The 18,258-nt window shown below is 70.3% G+C and carries 15 protein-coding genes; 9 read left to right on the top strand and 6 right to left on the bottom strand.

Annotated features, from left to right (window positions below; translation table 11 throughout):
• The first annotated feature begins 11 nt into the window (after nucleotides 1–11).
• From C4K88_RS15265 to C4K88_RS15240, 6 genes are all read left to right on the top strand, one after another.
• Entirely contained in the window at nucleotides 12–1,193 is a 1,182-nt protein-coding gene (locus tag C4K88_RS15265) for a Gfo/Idh/MocA family protein (protein WP_104122490.1), read from the top strand.
• Nucleotides 1,186–2,253, top strand: coding sequence for a sugar phosphate isomerase/epimerase family protein (locus C4K88_RS15260; RefSeq protein ID WP_104122489.1), 1,068 nt, complete (start codon nucleotides 1,186–1,188; stop codon nucleotides 2,251–2,253). The genes C4K88_RS15265 and C4K88_RS15260 overlap by 8 nt, the downstream gene beginning before the upstream one ends.
• Nucleotides 2,250–2,945, top strand: a complete 696-nt coding sequence (locus tag C4K88_RS15255; protein WP_167399065.1) for a ThuA domain-containing protein — start codon at nucleotides 2,250–2,252, stop codon at nucleotides 2,943–2,945. Before C4K88_RS15260 ends, C4K88_RS15255 begins: the two co-directional genes overlap by 4 nt.
• Nucleotides 2,930–4,063: a Gfo/Idh/MocA family protein gene (locus C4K88_RS15250; RefSeq protein ID WP_104122488.1), complete on the top strand. Its 1,134-nt coding sequence runs from the start codon at nucleotides 2,930–2,932 to the stop codon at nucleotides 4,061–4,063. Before C4K88_RS15255 ends, C4K88_RS15250 begins: the two co-directional genes overlap by 16 nt.
• 170 nt (nucleotides 4,064–4,233) lie before the next feature.
• On the top strand, nucleotides 4,234–5,064 hold the full coding sequence (locus C4K88_RS15245; RefSeq protein WP_104122487.1) for an oxidoreductase: 831 nt from the start codon (nucleotides 4,234–4,236) through the stop codon (nucleotides 5,062–5,064).
• 55 nt (nucleotides 5,065–5,119) lie between these two features.
• On the top strand, nucleotides 5,120–6,007 hold the full coding sequence (locus tag C4K88_RS15240) for an NAD-dependent epimerase/dehydratase family protein (RefSeq protein WP_104122485.1): 888 nt from the start codon (nucleotides 5,120–5,122) through the stop codon (nucleotides 6,005–6,007).
• A 34-nt stretch (nucleotides 6,008–6,041) separates the two neighbouring features.
• Here C4K88_RS15240 and C4K88_RS15235 read toward each other — a convergent pair whose 3' ends face one another.
• From C4K88_RS15235 to C4K88_RS15225, 3 genes are all read right to left on the bottom strand, one after another.
• Nucleotides 6,042–7,253, bottom strand: coding sequence for a cation:proton antiporter domain-containing protein (locus tag C4K88_RS15235; protein WP_104122484.1), 1,212 nt, complete (start codon nucleotides 7,251–7,253; stop codon nucleotides 6,042–6,044).
• Nucleotides 7,254–7,316: 63 nt separating this feature from the next.
• Nucleotides 7,317–8,468, bottom strand: a complete 1,152-nt coding sequence (locus C4K88_RS15230) for a glutamate--cysteine ligase (RefSeq protein ID WP_241522000.1) — start codon at nucleotides 8,466–8,468, stop codon at nucleotides 7,317–7,319.
• A 16-nt stretch (nucleotides 8,469–8,484) separates the two neighbouring features.
• The gene (locus C4K88_RS15225) at nucleotides 8,485–8,901 is read right to left on the bottom strand and encodes a hypothetical protein (RefSeq protein WP_146065707.1); all 417 of its coding nucleotides are present in this window, start codon (nucleotides 8,899–8,901) and stop codon (nucleotides 8,485–8,487) included.
• A gap of 162 nt (nucleotides 8,902–9,063) precedes the next feature.
• Between C4K88_RS15225 and C4K88_RS15220 the strand changes: the two genes are divergently transcribed.
• The gene (locus C4K88_RS15220) at nucleotides 9,064–10,935 is read left to right on the top strand and encodes an alkyl/aryl-sulfatase (RefSeq protein ID WP_104122481.1); all 1,872 of its coding nucleotides are present in this window, start codon (nucleotides 9,064–9,066) and stop codon (nucleotides 10,933–10,935) included.
• 48 nt (nucleotides 10,936–10,983) lie between these two features.
• Here the strand turns inward: C4K88_RS15220 and C4K88_RS15215 are convergent, their stop codons facing one another.
• Nucleotides 10,984–12,261 (bottom strand): LssY C-terminal domain-containing protein, encoded by a 1,278-nt coding sequence (locus C4K88_RS15215; protein ID WP_104122480.1) that lies wholly within the window; start codon nucleotides 12,259–12,261, stop codon nucleotides 10,984–10,986.
• Between the two features lie 161 nt (nucleotides 12,262–12,422).
• Between C4K88_RS15215 and C4K88_RS15210 the strand changes: the two genes are divergently transcribed.
• Nucleotides 12,423–13,223, top strand: coding sequence for a CPBP family intramembrane glutamic endopeptidase (locus C4K88_RS15210; protein ID WP_104122479.1), 801 nt, complete (start codon nucleotides 12,423–12,425; stop codon nucleotides 13,221–13,223).
• 24 nt (nucleotides 13,224–13,247) lie between these two features.
• Here the strand turns inward: C4K88_RS15210 and C4K88_RS15205 are convergent, their stop codons facing one another.
• Both C4K88_RS15205 and C4K88_RS15200 read right to left on the bottom strand, forming a co-directional pair.
• Nucleotides 13,248–13,712 (bottom strand): GyrI-like domain-containing protein, encoded by a 465-nt coding sequence (locus C4K88_RS15205; RefSeq protein WP_104122478.1) that lies wholly within the window; start codon nucleotides 13,710–13,712, stop codon nucleotides 13,248–13,250.
• A 56-nt stretch (nucleotides 13,713–13,768) separates the two neighbouring features.
• Nucleotides 13,769–15,331, bottom strand: coding sequence for a chitinase (locus C4K88_RS15200; RefSeq protein ID WP_104122476.1), 1,563 nt, complete (start codon nucleotides 15,329–15,331; stop codon nucleotides 13,769–13,771).
• Nucleotides 15,332–15,531: 200 nt separating this feature from the next.
• On the opposite strand from C4K88_RS15200, the gene C4K88_RS15195 reads away from it, so the two are divergent.
• The gene (locus C4K88_RS15195) at nucleotides 15,532–17,868 is read left to right on the top strand and encodes a glycosyltransferase family 2 protein (protein WP_104122474.1); all 2,337 of its coding nucleotides are present in this window, start codon (nucleotides 15,532–15,534) and stop codon (nucleotides 17,866–17,868) included.
• The last annotated feature ends 390 nt before the right edge of the window (nucleotides 17,869–18,258 follow it).

Genomic DNA, 18,258 nt, shown 5'->3' with positions numbered 1-18,258 from the left:
ACCACAGACCTATGGCATCCAATCCCACGCCCACCCTGAGGGTCGGCATGATCGGCTACGCCTTCATGGGTGCGATGCACTCCCACGCCTGGCGGACGGCGCCGCGTTTCTTCGACCTCCCACTCCACCCCGAACTGACGGTCCTCGCCGGACGGGACGCGGCGGCCGTCAAGTCCGCCGCCGACAGGATGGGCTGGCAGGACACCGCGACGGACTGGCGGTCCCTGGTGGAGCGCGAAGACATCGACCTGATCGACATCTGCACGCCGGGCGACACCCACGCCGAGATCGCCATTGCGGCCCTCGAAGCCGGGAAGCACGTGCTCTGCGAGAAGCCCCTCGCCAACTCGGTCGAGGAGGCCGAGCGGATGGCCGCTGCTGCACGGGCCGCCGCGGAGCAGGGCGTCTTCGCGATGTGCGGATTCTCCTACCGCCGGACACCCGCGCTGACCCTCGCCCGGCGGCTCGTCGAGCAGGGCAGGCTGGGAGACATCCGGCACATCCGCGCCCAATACCTCCAGGACTGGCTGTCGGACGCGAATGCGCCGATGACGTGGCGTCTGGACAGGACCAAATCGGGTTCGGGAGCCCTGGGGGACATCGGTGCGCACAGCATCGACGCCGCCCAGTTCGTGACCGGGCTGAAGATCTCGGGGGTCTCCGCGCTGCTGAACACCTTCGTGCACGAGCGTCCCCTCAGTGGGACGCGCGTGGGCCTCGGCGGATCGGGTGCGGGCGACGGCGGAACCGGGCAGGTCACGGTGGACGACGCCGCGATCTTCAGCGCCCGGTTCGACGGAGGGGCGGTCGGGGTCTTCGAAGCCACCCGCTTCGCCCTCGGCCGGAAGAACTCGATGCGCCTGGAGGTCAACGGGACCCTCGGGTCGCTGGCCTTCGACTTCGAGAACATGAACTCCCTCGAGTTCTACGACGGAACGGTGTCCTCGGAGACCGCGGGCTTCAGCACCATCAACGTCACGGAACCCGCCCATCCGTACACCGGCAACTGGTGGCCCGCCGGGCACGGACTCGGCTACGAGCACGGATTCACGCATCAGGTGGTGGACCTCGTCCAGGCCATCGCGGACGGCACCACGCCGTCGCCGTCGTTCGACGAGGCGCTGCGGGTCCAGAAGGTCCTCCGCGCCGTCGAACAGTCGGCCTCGGCCGATTCGGGGTGGCAGCATGTCTGACGCCGTCCCGAGCACGCCACCGCGCCCTGTGACCCTGTTCACCGGCCAATGGGCCGACCTGCCCTTCGAGGAAGTGGCGCGCCTCGCCGGTGCGTGGGGGTTCGACGGCCTCGAGATCGCCTGCTGGGGCGATCACCTCGATCCTGTGCGGGCTGCCCGCGACGACGCCTATGTCGACGCCAAGCTCCGCGTCCTGGAGAAGAACAACCTCACCGTCCACGCGATCGCCAACCACCTCACCGGGCAGGCCGTCTGCGACGACCCGATCGATGAACGGCACCAGGCCATCCTCGCCCCCGCCGTATGGGGGGACGGCGACGCCGAGGGTGTCCGGCAGCGTGCCGCCGCCGTGCTGCAGGACACGGCACGGGCAGCCGCACGTCTCGGGGCACCCGTGGTGACCGGGTTCAGCGGGTCCTCGATCTGGAAATACGTCGCCATGTTCCCGCCCGCGTCCGAGCAGATGATCACGCGGGGTTACGAGGACTTCGCCGCCAGGTGGAACCCCATCATGGACGTGTTCGACGCCGAGGGGGTGAGGTTCGCCCTGGAGGTCCACCCGTCGGAGATCGCCTACGACTACTGGACCGCGCGGCGCACCCTGGACGTCATGGCCGACCGGCCCGGGTTCGGGCTCAACTTCGATCCCTCGCACTTCATCTGGCAGGACCTCGACCCGGTGATGTTCCTCCAGGACTTCGCACCACACATCTTCCATGTCCACGTGAAGGAGTCCGTACGGCAACTGAACGGCCGCAACGGCCGGCTCGGCTCGCATCTGGCCTGGGGCGACCCGCGCCGGGGCTGGGACTTCGTCACAGCGGGTCATGGGGACGTCCCCTGGAAGCCGATCTTCCGCATGCTCAACACCATCGGCTACCGCGGTCCGACCAGCATCGAGTGGGAGGACGCCGGCATGGACCGGCTCGTCGGTGCGCCCCAGGCGCTCGCGCTCGTACGGGAGCTGGCGACGATCGCGCCGTCGGCGGCGTCCTTCGATGCAGCATTCTCCGCTCCGGCGCAGGGCCGCGAGCAACCGATCACGAAAGAGGCATCATGACCAGCAAGGAAGCTCTCGTCGTCCGTGGGGGGTGGGACGGGCACCAGCCCGTCGAGGCCACGGACCGGTTCATCCCGTTCCTGCGGGAGCACGGCTTCGCCGTGCGGATCGAGGAATCGCCGAAGATCTACGCGGACTCCGACTACATGGCGACGGTAGACCTGATCCTGCAGTGCAACACGATGAACACCATCGAGAAGGACGAATTCGCGGGCCTCCGGTCGGCGGTCGAAGCGGGAACAGGCCTGGCGGGCTGGCACGGCGGGATCGCCGATTCGTACCGCAACGAGTCCGACTACCTCCACCTGATCGGCGGGCAGTTCGCCTGCCACCCCGGCAAGCACCCGGAGGAGCGGGTCGGCGAGCAGTCGGACAACTACGTGCCGTACCGGGTGACCATGCTCCCGGCCGCCGCGGACCACCCGATCACCCAGGGGATCGGGGACTTCGACCTCGTCACGGAGCAGTACTGGGTCCTGGCCGATGACTACATCGACGTCCTCGCGACGACGACCCAGGCCGTCCGCGAGTGGGACCCCTGGCATCGCCCGGTGACGTCTCCTGCCATCTGGACCCGCCAGTGGGGCAGGGGCCGCATCTTCGTCTCGACCCCGGGCCACCGCGTCGAGATCCTCGACGACCCGAACGTCCGAACCATCATCGAAAGGGGTTTGCTGTGGGCGAGCCGTTGAACATCGGAATCATCGGCTGCGGAGCGATCGTGGCCCAGTATCTGAAGACCCTTCCCTCTCTTCCGTCCGTCGAGCTCCGGGCCGTCGCCGATCTGGACCTCGGCCGCGCCGAGGCGGTGGCGGCCTCCCAGGACGGTGTGCGCGCGCTGACCGTCGACGCCCTGCTGGCGGACCCCGGGATCGACACCGTGCTGAACCTGACGATCCCCGCGGCGCACGCGGAGATCGCTCTCCGCGCGATCGCCGCCGGGAAGCACGTGTACGGGGAGAAGCCCCTCGCCGCGAACACGGACGAAGCGCGTCTCGTCCTGGACGCCGCACAGAAGGCGGGTGTCAGGGTGGGCTGCGCTCCCGACACCGTGCTCGGCACGGGCATCCAGACGGCCCGCCACGCCATCGACAACGGATTGATCGGCCGGCCGATCTCCGCGACTGCGACCATGGTCACCCCCGGCCACGAGCGGTGGCACCCCAATCCCGACTTCTACTACGTGCCCGGCGGAGGACCCCTGCTGGACATGGGTCCCTACTACGTCACGGCGCTGGTCACCCTGCTGGGCCCGGTGACGTCCGTGATCGGCGCCGCGAGCCACACCCGTTCGGAGCGGACCATCGGCGGTGGCCCTCGGGCGGGCCAGACGGTGCCCGTCTCGATCGACACGCACGTCACCGGCGTCCTCGTCCACGCCTCGGGAGCCCTCTCCACCCTCGTCATGAGTTTCGACGCCGTGCAGACCCGGTCCTCCAACATCGAGATCCACGGTGAACAGGCCAGCATGACCGTCCCCGACCCGAACTACTTCGACGGGGAGGTATCGGTGTGCGATCTCGGGAACAGGGAGAACGACAGGGAACTCGGGTGGGACGTCCTGCCCGTCAGCGCAGGCTACCTCGACGCCGGCAGGGGCTACGGACTCGCCGACATGGCACTGACGCCGCCGGGCGAGCAGCACCGCGCCAGCGGAGAACTCGCGTACCACGTGCTCGACGTCATGGAGTCCCTCCTGAAGTCGGCGGCCGAGGGCGCCTCCGTGCCGGTCCGGAGCGCCGCCGAACGGCCCCCGGCCGTCCCCCTGGCGTCGCTGACGGAACCGCTGACCGCCTCCGTCCGCGCCTAGCACTCCGAGGCCCGTTCCCCGCAGGAGCCCGCCCGCACCGTCCCCGGGGACGGTGCGGGCGGGCCCTCGGCCACCCGGGAGGCTGGTCCGTCACGGTCTGCGTGGAGACGCGGGCCCTTGCATCGACTGTTACGTAGCCGGCAGAGCGCCGGCACCCTGAAGGAGACACCATGACCACCTGGCTGATCACCGGCTGTTCGACCGGACTCGGACGCGCCCTCGCAGAGGCCGCGCTCCGACGCGGCGACAGCGTGGTGGCCACCGCCCGCGATGCGTCGACGGTCGAGGATCTCGCCGCGGACTTCCCCGAAACGGCGCTCGCCCTCTCCCTCGATGTGACGGACGCCGCGCAGGTCCAGGCGGCCGTGCACCGCGGGACCGAGGTATTCGGCGGGATCGACGTGCTCGTCAACAACGCCGGCTACGGATACCGTGCCGCCGTGGAGGAGGGAGACGACGACGACGTCCGCACCCTGTTCGACACGCACTTCTTCGGCACCGTGGACATGACCAAGGCCGTCCTGCCCCAGATGCGCTCCCGCCGTTCGGGCACCATCGTGAACCTGTCCTCGATCGGTGCGAGGATCACCCCGGCCGGATCCGGCTACTACGCGGCCGTGAAGGCCGCGGTCGAAGGGCTCACCGGGTCACTGCGCAAGGAACTGGAACCCCTGGGTATCACGGCGATGGTCGTGGAACCCGGTGGATTCAGGACGGACTTCTCCGGCCGGTCCCTCCAGCAGTCAGCGGAAGCCCTCGACGACTACGCCGACACCGCGGGCCGGCGCCGCAAGGAGAACGACACCAGCCACGGGACGCAGCCCGGGGACCCTGCCAAGGCCGCGGCAGCGATCCTCACGGCGGTGGATTCCACCGACGCCCCCGAGGTACTCATCCTCGGGGCCGACGCGACCACCGCCCACGCGGACGTCCTCCGGGCACAGCTGGCCTCGCTCGAGACCTGGCGCCACGTCAGCGAGAGCACCGCGGTCGACGAGTAGCCCCCATCGCGCCCTCCGCCCGACATCCCGACCTGCACCACCCCGAGGAGACACCATGAAAGTCCTGATCACCGGCGCCCACGGGAAGGTGGGCCGCGCCACCACCCAGGCGATGATCGACGCCGGCCACGAGGTCCACACCACCGATCTCACGCGGCCCGGCTTCGAACGCAAGGCCGACGACGCACCCCGGTACACGATGGCGGATCTCACCGATGCGGGGGAGGCCTACGCCGTCGTCCACGGCGCGGACGCCGTGGTGCACATCGCTGCGATCCCCGAGCCGACCGGCAACCCGCCCCACATCGTGTTCCGGACCAACCTGATGGCCACGTTCAACGTGCTCGAGGCGGCCATCCGCTTCGGCGTCGAACGCTTCGTCTACATCTCGAGCGAGACCGTCCCCGGGTTCTTCTTCCCCGAGCGTGATTTCCTGCCCGACTACGCACCCGTGGACGAGGAGCATCCGATCCGCCCGCAGGACCCGTACGCCCTGTCGAAGCATTTCGGCGAGCAGCTCATGGACGCCGCGGTGGCCCGGGCGGACATCCGGTGCATCTCCATCCGGCCGAGCTGGGTGCAGTTCGAGGGCAACTACGAGCACAACCTCGGGCCGCAGATCCGCGACGCCTCGGTCCTGAGCCCCAACCTGTGGAGCTACATCGACGTCTACGACCTGGCCGACGCGATAGTCCTCGCCACCGGATCGGACCTGCCGGGGCACGAAGTCTTCTACATCGCTTCTCCCGACAACGTGGGCGGCTACGACTTCGCCGAGATCCTGACGAAGTACTACGGTGACCAGATCGAACTGCGCGAACTCGACCGGACGGACGCTTCGGGCATCTCCAGCAGGAAGGCCCAGGACCTGCTCGGTTGGCAACCCCGGCGCTCATGGCGGGACTACCTCGATGCGGACGGGAAGGCGCTCCCGACGACGTAGACCCCGATCGGCGTCGGGACCCCATGGGCGCTTCCTAGGGCCGTGCGGCGGGAGGGTTCGGCGTCGACGCCGCCCTCCCGTACCGCCTGGCCAGCGGAGTGGCGCTGAGCCCGTGGGCCAGCACGCTGAGGAGGATGGTGACGGCGATGATCACCACTGCCCCGTCGGCTTCGGGGCCGAGCGCGTCCAGGGCGAGCAGGGCGAACACGATGGACGCGAGACCGCGCGGACCGAACCAGCCCACGAAGAGCACGGTGCGCACATCGAGGCCGGAGCCGATGAGGGCCAGGGCCACGGGGATCATGCGCACCACCGTCAGGCTCAGGACGGCGTAGACGACGGTCAGCACCGTGACGCGGTGCAGGACGACGGCGACGGTGACCGCCCCGAAGACCGACCACACGAGCATCGACACCAGGCTGCTCGCCTGCTCGAGGAACACCAGTTCGCTCTTCGCCCGGGAGCCGGCGGACGCACCGAACGCCAGCCCGCCGCAGAACGCGGCGACGAAGCCGTTACCACCCACCCCGACGGCCGTGGTGTAGGTCAGCAGGGCCAGGGCCAGCACGCCGATGCCCACGAAGTCCTCGGCCGCGACCCCCCGGCGTCGGGTCCACCGCAGCAGCCACCCGCCGGCGCCTCCGATCATCGCGCCGACGGCCACGCCGATGAGCAGGGTGACCAGCGCAGGGCCCGCACCCTCGGCGTTCTCCATCCCGGCGGCGGTGGCCGCCCCCGCGATGGCCAGCAGGACCACGGGGGTGATGATGCCGTCGTTCAGCCCACTCTCCACGGTGAGCAGTCGGCGGATCGGCGACGGCACGGCCGGGTTCGTCACCACGGGCAGGCCCAGCGCGGCGTCCGTCGGGGCCAGTGCGGCGGCTACCACGAGGGCCGGCCAGGGGCCCAGCTGCGGGAAGAGGAGGGTGGCCGCCGCCCACCCGAACACCACCGTCAGGGGCAGGCCCAGGCCCAGGAGCCGGGCGACCCGCCCTGCGTCCCGGCGCAGTTGCTGCAGCTGGAGGCCGGCGGCGTCCGAGAAGAGCACCCAGACCAGGGTGACCTCGACCAGGGGGGCGTACGTCTCGGGAATCGTGGAGCCGTCCACCAGGCCGGACCCGGCGAGGGCCCCTCCGAGGACGAGGAACACGATCGGCGGCGTCAGGTCAGCCCGTTGAAGGCGGGCCGAGACCAGGGCCCACACGAAGAGGCCCGCCGTGATGACGACGATCGCCAGTTCACTCATGCAGAGCCTCCCTTGCTCGTCGGTGCACGGCGTCCTGGGCGGGAAGACCCCGGTACCCCTCGATCAGTCGACCCTGCGGTCCACGGGGCCGGCCGCGGTCCCGCTCCGGGCGGAGGAGTGGGTGACCTCCACGGCATCCGTGACCACGTCCGCAAGGCGGCCGGTGCGCTGCAGGACGCCGCGTTGCCGGTCTGCACCGGTGCCCCGGTCGAGCAGTCGCAGGAGCCCGTCCACCACGGCCGCGGTGTCGCCGGCCTCGGTCAGCGCCGGCAACACGTGGTTCAGGAGGGCCACCACCACATCCCACGCCGGGGCGGGGCGACCGGTCAGCGGATGCACGAGGTCCCCGCCCAGCCCGGACAGCCTCGCCTGCAGGCCCGCGAGACGCAGGGCCGGGGCGGACATCTTCGCCGGAGGCAGCCCCGCGCGCCAGTCGCGGGCCGCCGTCTCCACCAGACCGCGGGCCAGGGCAGCGATCACCCCGGCGTCCTCGGCGAACAGGCAGACATCGGCGACGCGGATCTCGACCGTCGGGTACGTCCGGGACAGCCGGGCATCGAAGTAGAGCATCTTGCGGTCCAGCAGGACCCCGGTGGCCATCAACTCATCCTCACGGGCTCGGTAGGCGCCCACCGAGCCGTACACCGGTGACGGCCCGGCCGAGGGCCACCCCTGCCAGACCTGCGAGCGGTAACTGGCGAAACCGGTGTCCTGCCCGTTGACGAAGGGGGAGTTCGCGCTCAGGGCCACCAGCACCGGCAGCCACGTGCGGATACGGTCGAGCACCCCCACGCCTTCCCGCGGGGACGTCACGAAGACGTGCACGTGCATTCCGCACGTCAGGTTCTCCCGGGCGAGGACGCCGTAGCGGTCGATGATCGCTCCGAAGCGTGCCGTCGGGTGGACGTGCGGACGCCCGGGCAGGGGAGAGGTGGCCAGGGCGGCGGCCCGTGCTCCGACCGCACGGGCCGTCCGGTCCGCAACGGCCCGGCCGGCGACGACGTCCGACACCAGCCGCGCCAGCGTGCGGGGCGCGGAGGAGACCACCTCGATCATCTCCTGCTGCAGCTCGGCCTCGAGAGTGGGCCCGGACTGGTCGGCGTGCGTGTACTCCTCGAGCAGGGCCCAAGAGGCTGCGAGCGGCAGGCCGGTGGCGCCGTCGACGAGGAGCAGTTCCTCCTCGATCCCGAATGTCCTCACGTCCTCGGCGTTCACGAGGCGTCCTCCACGGTCAGCCGCAATCGAGCTCGGCGACGTACTCGTCGCGCGTGATGTCGATCTTGGCGACCTCCGCCCGCAGGACGGCGGCGCGCTCGAGCAGCGCGGCGTCGTCGGGAACGGCATCGACCGCCGTCTGGAACTCCCCGACGGCCTTGTTCAGGGCCTCCCTCTTGTCCTCGGCCACATCCCCGCCCTCCTCCATCAGATCCTCGAAGGTCCGCTGGACGTCCTCGCGGGCCGCCTGGACCTCGTCGACAGTCGTGCCCGGACTGAGGGTGTCCGTGAAATCGTTCACCGCGGTTCGGAAGGCGTCGGCAGAGGCGCAGGCCTGGTCGGTGTTCTCGCTCGGGGTGGATGAATTGCACCCGGCCAGCAGGGCGGCAATCGCCCCCCATGTGATCAGTCCGGTGAGGACTGGTTTGGTCATCGGCATGGAACGTCTCCCCTTCGAGTGCGGCTGCGCCGGTGGTCCCGCCATTGTTGGCTGCGGCCGCCGATCATGTCCTCACCCGGAAAGGATGTTGTTCCCTGCCGGGGAGTATCAAGACTGGGGGTGTCGAGCCCACCCGCAACGAAGCGAGGACATGCCATGCACCAGAAACCTGCATCACCGCCCATCGAACACGCGCACCGTGCGGCAGGGGAGTCGCTCCCGTTCTCGGACACCCGGGACTTCGACAACTCGGACCGCGGCTTCATCGGTGCCCTCGAGAAGGGCGTCATCACGACCGACGACGGCAGGGTGGTCTGGGACAACGATGCCTACTCCTTCCTTGCCGGCGACGCGCCGACCACGGTGCACCCGAGCCTCTGGCGGCAGTCGCAGCTCGTGGCGCGGCAGGGGCTGTACGAGGTCGTGGAGGGTATCTACCAGGTGCGTGGATTCGATCTGTCGAATATCACGTTCGTCGAGGGGGACACCGGCGTGATCGTGATCGATCCGCTCATCTCCACCGAGACGGCGGCCGCGGCCCTCGCGCTGTACCGGGAGCACCGGGGCACCCGGCCCGTGGCCGCCGTGATCTACAGCCACAGCCACGTGGACCACTTCGGGGGAGTGTTCGGCGTTGCATCGCAGGAGGACGCCGACGCCGGACGGGTGGAGATCATCGCGCCCGAGGGCTTCACGGCCGATGCGGTGGCGGAGAACGTGTACGCGGGGGTGGCGATGGCGCGCCGCGCCGGGTACATGTACGGGGCGGTCCTTGACCGCGGCCCGCGGGGGCAGGTGGGTACCGGGCTGGGGCAGACCGCGTCGAGCGGGGAGGTGGGCCTGATCGTGCCCACCACGCTGATCACCGCCACGGGCGAGACCCGCACCGTCGACGGCGTCGAGATCGAGTTCCAGCTGGCGCCGGGCACCGAAGCTCCCTCGGAGATGCACTTCTACTTCCCCGGGTTCCGGGCGCTCTGCCTCGCGGAGAATGCGACGCACACCCAGCACAATCTCCTCACGCTCCGCGGCGCCCTGGTGCGGGACCCGCGCGCGTGGGCCGGGTACCTCACGGAGGCTCTCGGCCTGTTCGCCGACCGGACGGACGTCGCTTTCGCCTCCCATCATTGGCCCACCTGGGGGCGCGAGGAGATCGTCGAGTTCATCAGTACGCAGCGCGACCTCTACGCCTACCTGCACGACCAGACCCTCCGGTACCTGAACCAGGGGCTGACCGGCGCGGAGATCGCCGAGCGGATCGAGCTCCCGCCAACCCTGGAGCGGGCGTGGAGCGCGCGCGGCTACTACGGCTCCGTCAGCCACAACGTGAAGGCGATCTATCAGCGCTACATGGGGTGGTTCGACGCCAACCCTGCCCGGCTCTGGCCACACCCCCCGGCCGAGCTGGCCCGCCGGTACGTGGAGGCCCTCGGCGGGATCGACCGCGTGGTCGAGCTCGCGCAGGCGGCCTTCACCGCCGGCGATTTCCGCTGGGCGGCCACGCTGGGCGACCACGCGGTGTTCGCCGACGCGCACCATCCGGCCGCCCGGGCCCTCTACGCCGACACCCTCGAGCAGCTCGGGTACGGCGCCGAGAACGGGACGTGGCGGAACTTCTTCCTCTCCGGGGCCACCGAGCTCCGCGAGGGCAACTTCGGCACTCCGGCGGCGACAGCCGCCCCCGCGGTCGTCGCGCAGCTCACGCCCGAACAGCTCTTCGACGCGATCGCCATCTCGGTGGATGGTCCCAGGGCGTGGTCCCTGGACCTCGCCGTCGTCGTCGTCCTCACCGACCTGGACGTGTCCTACCGCCTGACCCTCCGGAACGGGGTGCTGATCAGCACCCGCTGCGCGGACGATGCAACGGCCGACCTCACCCTCAGGCTCACCAGGCCGCGGATGATCGCACTGGTGGGCGGGGACCTCTCCTCCCCGGGCCTCGACCTGATCGGCGACGAGAGCGTGCTCGGAACACTGCTGGGCGTTCTCGGGAAGGGCGACCCGGCTTTCGAGATCATCACCCCGTAATGGCTGCGCTCGGCGCAGCGCTGCCATCGCCGTCGGTGGGTGCGCGCGTCACTGCCCGTCGCGGCGACGGCGCCGGTGCGCGAACTCGCGTGAGCGCTGGCTCGACAGGGCGAGGATGAGCAGGATGTCGAGGGAGAGCCCGAGGAGCGTCGTCTCGAACGTCACGGGCGCTCCGGTCCCGAAAGCGACCACGGCCTGGCCCGTGATGGCGACCGCACTGAGGATCATCGCGGTGATGCGGGCCCTGTTCCCCCCGCGGAGCACGAAGCGGGAGAGGACCAGTTCGAAGAGCCCGAACGCGATGAGGACCGTGGCGACGGCGGGGAGCACGCGGGCGTTCGACCCGGCAGCGACGAGGGCGTCCGCCGATCCGCCCAGGAGGGCCAGGCCGAGCACCAGGGCGGCCAGCCCGCGCAGTCCGACGAGGACCGCGCCGACCACGGTGGGGGCCGGCGTCGTCTGCCGCTGGTCCACCGGCGGCAGGGGCACCTCCGGGTCCGGTTCCACGCCCGTGAGGTCCACGACGGGCAGGTCCCCGTCCGTCGAGATGGTGTCCCCGCCCCCGTTGCGCGAGTGGTAGCCGGTGGAGAAGTCCTCGATGATCCGTACGCCGATGCCGGGGTCCGAAGCCTGGAGCGACGCCAGGACGAAATCCCGCTCCCGGTCCGTGTCCGCCTCGATCTTGTGCGTGACCTGGAGGGTGAACAGCGACAGCCCCACGGAGCGGTCGTACGTGCCCGCCGCCAGCCAGTCGACGGCGATCCCCCCGGGCAGCACCCAGCCGGGCGGGCACGGCCAGAACCGGATGTGGTGCCGCTTGCCGGGATTGCCGTCCACCTCCTGCTGGTAGGCGAGGTCCTGCTGGCGCCCGAAGAGGAACAGCGGGCTGACCGGGGCCCGGTCGTAGCTGCGCCGCCGGAGCGTGGCGGTCACGATCCGCCGGCTGCTGCCGAGATCGACGGCATCGGCGAGGATCCACCCGGCGCGGTGCATCGCCGTGTGGAGCTGCTGGGCGCTGCCGAGCAGCGCGACGTTGACCGGGTCCCCGAGCAGCCCGTCGCTCGTCCGTGCGCGGCCGATGAAGTAGTCGGGGAGGTAGATGCGCGTCAGGATGCGGTGCACGCGGGGGAGGACCAGATAGGCCAGGACCGCCCAGAAGACGAAACCGAACCACAGCTGCCCCCACTGCAGCGTCTCTTCGAGGAGGACGGCGGCGAACCAGACGGCGGCGAGACCACTGAAGGCGAACAGGGCACGATCGAGGATGGTGTCACGGGCTTCGGCACCATGCGGGTCCGGCAGAACACCGCCAGATCGGGCGGTCATGCGCAGAACAGTACAGCCCTGCCCGGGGCCGCAGAAGGGTATGGGGCGGCCGGGGTGGTTCCGGCCGGATCACCCCGGGTGGAGGATGCGGCCCGGCGTCAGGCGGCATAGGGTCTGCCCGACCGCCGGTGCGCCGGCGGACCTGCTCGAAGGAGTGGATCATGCCGCAGTCCAATGCACCCGCAGCCCTCGAGCGCGGTCCGCGGATCGCGCCGTCCACCGGGTCGGCCCTGCTGGTGGTGGTGGCGTATGCGGTGGTCTTCACCGTCGCGGCCGCGACGTCGGGCATCCCCTACACGGAGTGGTTCGATACCCCGGCGAACGTGTGGCGCACCGCCGTCCTGCCCCTGGCGGCCGGGACGATCGTCCTCGTCGCCTTCCTCGGGTGGTCCCGGTGGAACAACATCTTCCGGGACAGGGAACGGCTCCGGGTCCCGGCGGTGCTCTGGATCGCCGTGGGGGCCTTCCTCATCGGCACCGTCCTCCACTTCGTCTTCGTGGACTGGGCCGGGCTGGGCATCAACCTCCTGATCCCGGTCCTCGTCGCGGGACTGCTGGTGGGCTTCGCCGAGGAGACCCTGTTCCGCGGCATCCTCCTCCGGGGCCTGCGGGCCGATGGGCGTACCGAGGCGACGGTCGCGGTCGGCACGTCGGTGGTCTTCGGCGTGTTCCACCTGACCAACCTCATCACCGGCTCGCCCGCCCCCGCCGTCCTGAACCAGGTGCTCCTCGCGACGCTGACCGGTGCCATCCTCTACTCGTTCCGGAGGATCAGCGGGCTCCTGCTGCCGGCCATGGTCGCCCATGGTCTGTGGGACATCTCCCTCTTCCTGCCCGTGGCGGACCCGACCGCGGCGTCGTCCGTGATCGGCCTCGCCCTCCTGGTCGTCATCCCGGCGCTCGGCCTCATGGCCCTCGTCACGGTTGCCGTCGGGGACCGGGCCACGCCGTCCATGGCGTGAGACCGGGCGCTGCGCTGTGCCGTGTCAGCCCTGATGGACGGGCCAGCAGATCTCGGTGCGCCATCCCGCCGGGTCCAGCTCCATCTCCGGATCGGTGAGGTAGTTCTCCCACATCACCGGCGCCGGCGTCAGCTCGGCCTCCGCGAAGTAGCGCTCCAGATCGGCATACGTGTCGGCCAATGTGTCGAAGGGCCCGACGTGCGTCGCCGCGGCCACGCTCCCGGCGGGCAGGATCCCCGGCACCACGTTCCCCGCCGGAGCGATCGCCGCGGCGACCGGGAAGCCCGCTTCGACGTCGACGACGGCGCCGGGCGGTCCGTAGTACTTCCCGAACGGTGCGCCGGCCGGGTGCACGCCCTGGGCCCGCAGGGCTGCCATCGTGTCCTCGAACGCACGGGAGAAGAACCCCGGAAGCTCCGTCATCGGCACCCGCTCCCGGACACCCGCCGTGAGTTGCTCGTCCTGCTCCCGGATCTGGATCGTCGTCATGGACCAACCCTTGTAGCGCCCCCGGCCGCAGCACAGGGCCGAAGGTCCCCGGCGGGTCAGGACGACGCCGGGTCCTCGAGGATCTTCAGGAGGGTGGCGTCGTCGAGCTTCTCCCAGGGTGAGGCGTCCGAGCCCTGGACGGCGGCCTCGGGGCTGTCGCTCTGGCTCCACCACTTCGCCTCGTACACGCGCCCCTCGACGAGGATGCGGTCGCCGCGCTCGTACACCTGCTTCGGATCCCATTCCGGGTAGAGATCGGCCGGGGCGGTGACTGCGGGGACGGGCCGCTCGTCCGGCAGCACCGGGCCGAGCAGGGTCCACGGGGTCTCCTCCGCCTGCAGGACCGGGTCGTTCGGGAGGTCGCCCTGCGTCCAGTACTTCGCCACGTACACGTTGCCCTGCCACACCACGCGGTCGTCCTCGCGGTAGGTGCCGACGTCGGACCAGATGGGGTACGGGCTCGTCTCGGGGTCGTCCTCGACGAGCGCCTCGGGGGTCTCCTCGGCCACGGGCTCGTCCGCGAGGGTCGCGGCGCGGCCCTCGAAGTCCGCCCCGAGGGTCGGCGCGAAGAGCAGGCCCTGCTGGTCGATCCCGCTGCAGGAGTTCGAGACCACCGTGGTGTCGGCGTAGTTCTCGCTGCACGTGGCGTCGCGGTTCAGCGACCACATGGACATGCGGCCCACGCCGCGTTCGGCGGCGAAGGCGTTGAAGGCGTCGGCGTCCTCGAGCGTGAAGACCTCGCCCTTGACGTCGTTCTGGCCGATCATCGGCGTCAGCCCGATCTTCCGCCACGCGGCCTGCGGGCCGATCTCGATGCCCGCCCGCTCGTACAGCACCTGCAGTTGCCGGTGGGTGGCGTCCGCGGCGTTCCGGGAGGCGGTGAGCATGCTCGTGCCCTCGGGCCGGCTTCCGCCGTAGTCCATGGTCATGACGTTCACCCCGGCGAGGTCCACGCCGGCCTCCAGGAACTGCGCGACGGCGGCGGTGCCCTCCGCGGTGAGGCCCGTCGGGGCGACGGGCAGGGTCAGCCACACGTTGAGCGGCGTGTCCGAGCCGGCCCGCGCGGCCTGGAGGGTGGCCATCGCCTCGGCGCGGCGCTCGCCGGCGGCGACGTCCTTGAGGTTCTCACCCTCGATGTCGAGGTCCACGGTCGAGAGCGTGTAGCGGTCGATGACGGAGGCGTAGGCGTCCACCAGGTCCGCGGGATCGGTGCAGGAGGTCGCGAGCTCGTCGTTCAGGAGGCCGCCGAAGGACACGATGACCTCGCCGCCGTCCTGCACCAGCCGGGCGACGCGGCGGTCGAGGTCGAGGGCCGCCTCGGCCTCGTCCAGGCCGTAGTAGGTGCCCCACGACGGGGTGCAGGGATCCTCCTTCGACGCCACGACGAAGGACAGCACCGCGCTGTCACCGTTGTCCGCGGCCGGATCCTCGAACGCGTAGGAGGGTGTCGCCGTGACGTCGACGTAGCCGGCGAAGAAGGCGCCGGTGCCTTCGGCGGCCCGCGCGTCCTCCCAGCGGTTCCAGCCCGTGAGGCTCCCCACGGAGACCGCGCCGACGACGACGGAGAGAAGAAGCAGGCGGAGGAGAGACAGCCTCCGGCCAGGAAAGCGTGCAGACACAGGAACCCCAGATGACGGCCTCGGCGAGAGGCGGGAGTGCGCATCCAGATGCGCGAGACGCTTGAAGCGTAGGGGAAATTCCGGCGTTCGTCACTGTTCCGCCTAACGCTCACGGCGGGCCGACCGATGGTGGACAGTGACGCTGTCTGTCGCGGGGGCGACGCCGTGCGTTCATCCGTCCGCCATCTGCCGAGGTAGCCATGTCACCATCCAGCGATGTCACCGAATCTCCGGTTCTTCCGGCCGCCCCTGCGCGGCGCCGGCAGTGGGGCGCGGAGCGGCGCTCGGAACCGCTGTCCATCGTGCACCCGACGCCGTCCTCACGGAAGATCGCACTGGGCCGCCTCGGCATCGTGGTCACGGTGCTGGCATGGGTGACCTACATCGTCACGACGATCCTGCGGCAGTTCGCCAACAACCCCGACGCCGGCTTCCGGTTCCAGATCGAGGCGGTGTCGTACCTGATCGTCGTCACGTTCCTGACCTTCTCCGCGCTCATGTACCTGCTCGCCCGCCAGGGTGCGCTGTACCGGTTCCGCGACCACCGGCGCGTGCCGCGGGGTGAGCTGGACCGCCACTTCGCCGATCACCGGGAGGGCATCACCGTCCTCGTGCCCTCCTACGCGGAGGAGCCCGCCGTCGTCCGGGCCACCCTGTGGTCCGCCGCCCTCCAGGAGTTCCCCGACATCCGCGTGGTCCTGCTCCTCGACGACCCCCCGCACCCCACCGACCCGGTGATCCGGCAGCGCCTCGACGCCACTCGGGCCCTCACGTTCGAGATCGAGTCCGCACTCCTCGAGCCGTCCTCACGGGCGGCTGCGGCGCTCGCCGGGTTCGAGGCCGCCCTTGCCGCGCGCGAGCCGGACGCGCCGTCGTCGTTCGGTGACCTGCCCCCGCTCATCGCGGCGTACGAGGACGCCGCCGCCTGGCTCGAGGGCATGGCCGACGCCGAGACGGTGGAGGACCACGTGGACGAGTTCTTCGTGGACCTCGTGGTAATGGGCCTCGCCCGGGAGCTGCGGCTCACCGTGTACGCGCTCAAGGCCGCGCTGGCGCAGGAGCAGTGTCCGGAACCCGGCCGCATCCGCGAGCTGTACGTGCGCCTCGTACGGATCTTCAATACGCGCCTGGAGACCTTCGAACGCAAGGCCTACGCTTCCCTGTCCCACGAGGCGAACAAGGCCATGAACCTCAACGCCTACATCTCCCTGATGGGCCATCGCTGGCGGAAGGAGCACGTCGCCACCGGCACGGTGCTGCGCCCGATGGTGGCGGGGGAGGCCGCGGAGGACGGCGATGTCCTGGACGTCCCGGATTCCACCTACCTGCTGACCCTCGACGCCGATTCCCTGCTGCTGCGCGACTACTGCATCCGGCTGGTCCACCTGCTCGAGTCCCCGGGCAACGAGCGCATCGCCGTCACGCAGACGCCGTACTCCTCCTTCCGGGGGGCGCCGACGCGGATCGAGCGGGTGGCCGGCGCATCGACGGACATCCAGCACATCCTGCACCAGGGCATGACCTACTACGGGGCGACGTTCTGGGTGGGCGCGAACGCCGTGATCCGCAAGCGCGCGGTCGAGGACATCGTCGAGGTCGAGAACGTGGGCGGCTTCGAGATCAAGACCTACATCCAGGACCGCACCGTCATCGAGGACACGGAATCCAGCGTGGACCTCGGCAGCCACGGCTGGACGCTGGTGAACTACCCCGAGCGTCTCAGCTACAGCGCCACGCCACCGGACTTCGGCTCGCTCGTGGTCCAGCGGCGCCGATGGGCCAACGGCGGGCTGCTGATCCTGCCGAAGCTGTGGAACCAGCTGCGCCAGCGCCGCCACCTCCGCGAGCAGGTGCTCTTCCGGGAAGTGCTGCTGCGGGTCAACTACATGGCCTCCATCGCGTGGGCGAGCTTCGGGCTGCTGTTCCTCCTCGCCTACCCCTACGACAGCCGGCTCCTGAGCCCCGTCGTGTTCCTCGCCGCCGCGCCGTACTTCCTGGCCATGGGCAGCGACCTCCGCGACTGCGGGCACCGCTTCTCGGACATCTTCCGGATCTACGGGTTCAACCTGGTGCTGCTACCGGTCAACCTCGCCGGCGTGCTGAAGTCCATCCAGCAGGCGTTCACGGGGGAGAAGATCCCGTTCGTCCGCACCCCGAAGGTCAAGGACCGCACCGCGGCGCCCGGCCTGTACGTGGTCATCCCGTACGCGATCGTCGCCTTCTCCCTGCTGACCCTGGCCCGGGACGTGCTGGAGCAGAACTGGGGCAACGCGCTGTTCGCCGGGCTGAACGCCGTGCTGGCGGCCGGCGCGATCCGCGCGTACATCGGGATCAAGAACTCCGCCGTGGACATGGGACTCGGCGTCCTGAACTGGCTGTACGTGGCACCCCGGGTGAGGAAGGTCGAGGAGTCGAAGGTCATCGACAAGGCGCCGGAGGAGGCGGACTGGGCGTCCATCCTCTACCACGGCGACCGGCGGCTCAACCGGGACCTGCGCTCGGGCAACGACCGCCGTCGTCGGGCCGGGGTGCGGTAGGGGCCTGGAGCGCGCGGCACGTAGTCCACGGGACCAGACAAGTAGATTTTACTCGTGTCGTCCCGTGCGCCCGCTCGTAAGCTCCGTCTCGAGAGAGATGAAGGGCCGGGCCGGACGCCGAGGAGCAGATACCCATGAACCGTGGCGTCGCCGGCAGTGGTGACCGCACCTCTCGACGTCGGGTGTTCACCCCGCGATCCAACGGACCGGGTGCTCCGCCGGTGCCCGGACCGTCGGTCGGCCTCCGGAGGACCTTCGGGCGGAGATCGTCGCCATGACACCCGCCCGGGCCGGCCGGCAGGAGGAGGGGGTTTCCCGGGGACGGCGGGCCGCAGCCTCTACCGCCCTGATCGCCGCGCTCGGCCTGACCGGATGGGCTGTAGCCGCTGG

This window comes from Arthrobacter pityocampae (assembly GCF_002927275.1).
Classification (GTDB): Bacteria; Actinomycetota; Actinomycetes; order Actinomycetales; family Micrococcaceae; genus Arthrobacter_D; species Arthrobacter_D pityocampae.
The sequence above is the reverse complement of the archived record's forward strand: the minus strand, read 5'-3'. Positions and strand labels throughout refer to the sequence as shown.

Coding starts and splice junctions, on each gene's coding strand:
- C4K88_RS15265 (WP_104122490.1), top strand. CDS start 12: ATGGCATCCAATCCCACGCCCACCCTGAGGGTCGGCATGATCGGCTAC.
- C4K88_RS15195 (WP_104122474.1), top strand. CDS start 15,532: ATGTCACCATCCAGCGATGTCACCGAATCTCCGGTTCTTCCGGCCGCC.
- C4K88_RS15255 (WP_167399065.1), top strand. CDS start 2,250: ATGACCAGCAAGGAAGCTCTCGTCGTCCGTGGGGGGTGGGACGGGCAC.
- C4K88_RS15245 (WP_104122487.1), top strand. CDS start 4,234: ATGACCACCTGGCTGATCACCGGCTGTTCGACCGGACTCGGACGCGCC.
- C4K88_RS15260 (WP_104122489.1), top strand. CDS start 1,186: ATGTCTGACGCCGTCCCGAGCACGCCACCGCGCCCTGTGACCCTGTTC.
- C4K88_RS15210 (WP_104122479.1), top strand. CDS start 12,423: ATGCCGCAGTCCAATGCACCCGCAGCCCTCGAGCGCGGTCCGCGGATC.
- C4K88_RS15240 (WP_104122485.1), top strand. CDS start 5,120: ATGAAAGTCCTGATCACCGGCGCCCACGGGAAGGTGGGCCGCGCCACC.
- C4K88_RS15220 (WP_104122481.1), top strand. CDS start 9,064: ATGCACCAGAAACCTGCATCACCGCCCATCGAACACGCGCACCGTGCG.
- C4K88_RS15225 (WP_146065707.1), bottom strand. CDS start 8,901: ATGACCAAACCAGTCCTCACCGGACTGATCACATGGGGGGCGATTGCC.
- C4K88_RS15235 (WP_104122484.1), bottom strand. CDS start 7,253: ATGAGTGAACTGGCGATCGTCGTCATCACGGCGGGCCTCTTCGTGTGG.
- C4K88_RS15205 (WP_104122478.1), bottom strand. CDS start 13,712: ATGACGACGATCCAGATCCGGGAGCAGGACGAGCAACTCACGGCGGGT.
- C4K88_RS15215 (WP_104122480.1), bottom strand. CDS start 12,261: ATGACCGCCCGATCTGGCGGTGTTCTGCCGGACCCGCATGGTGCCGAA.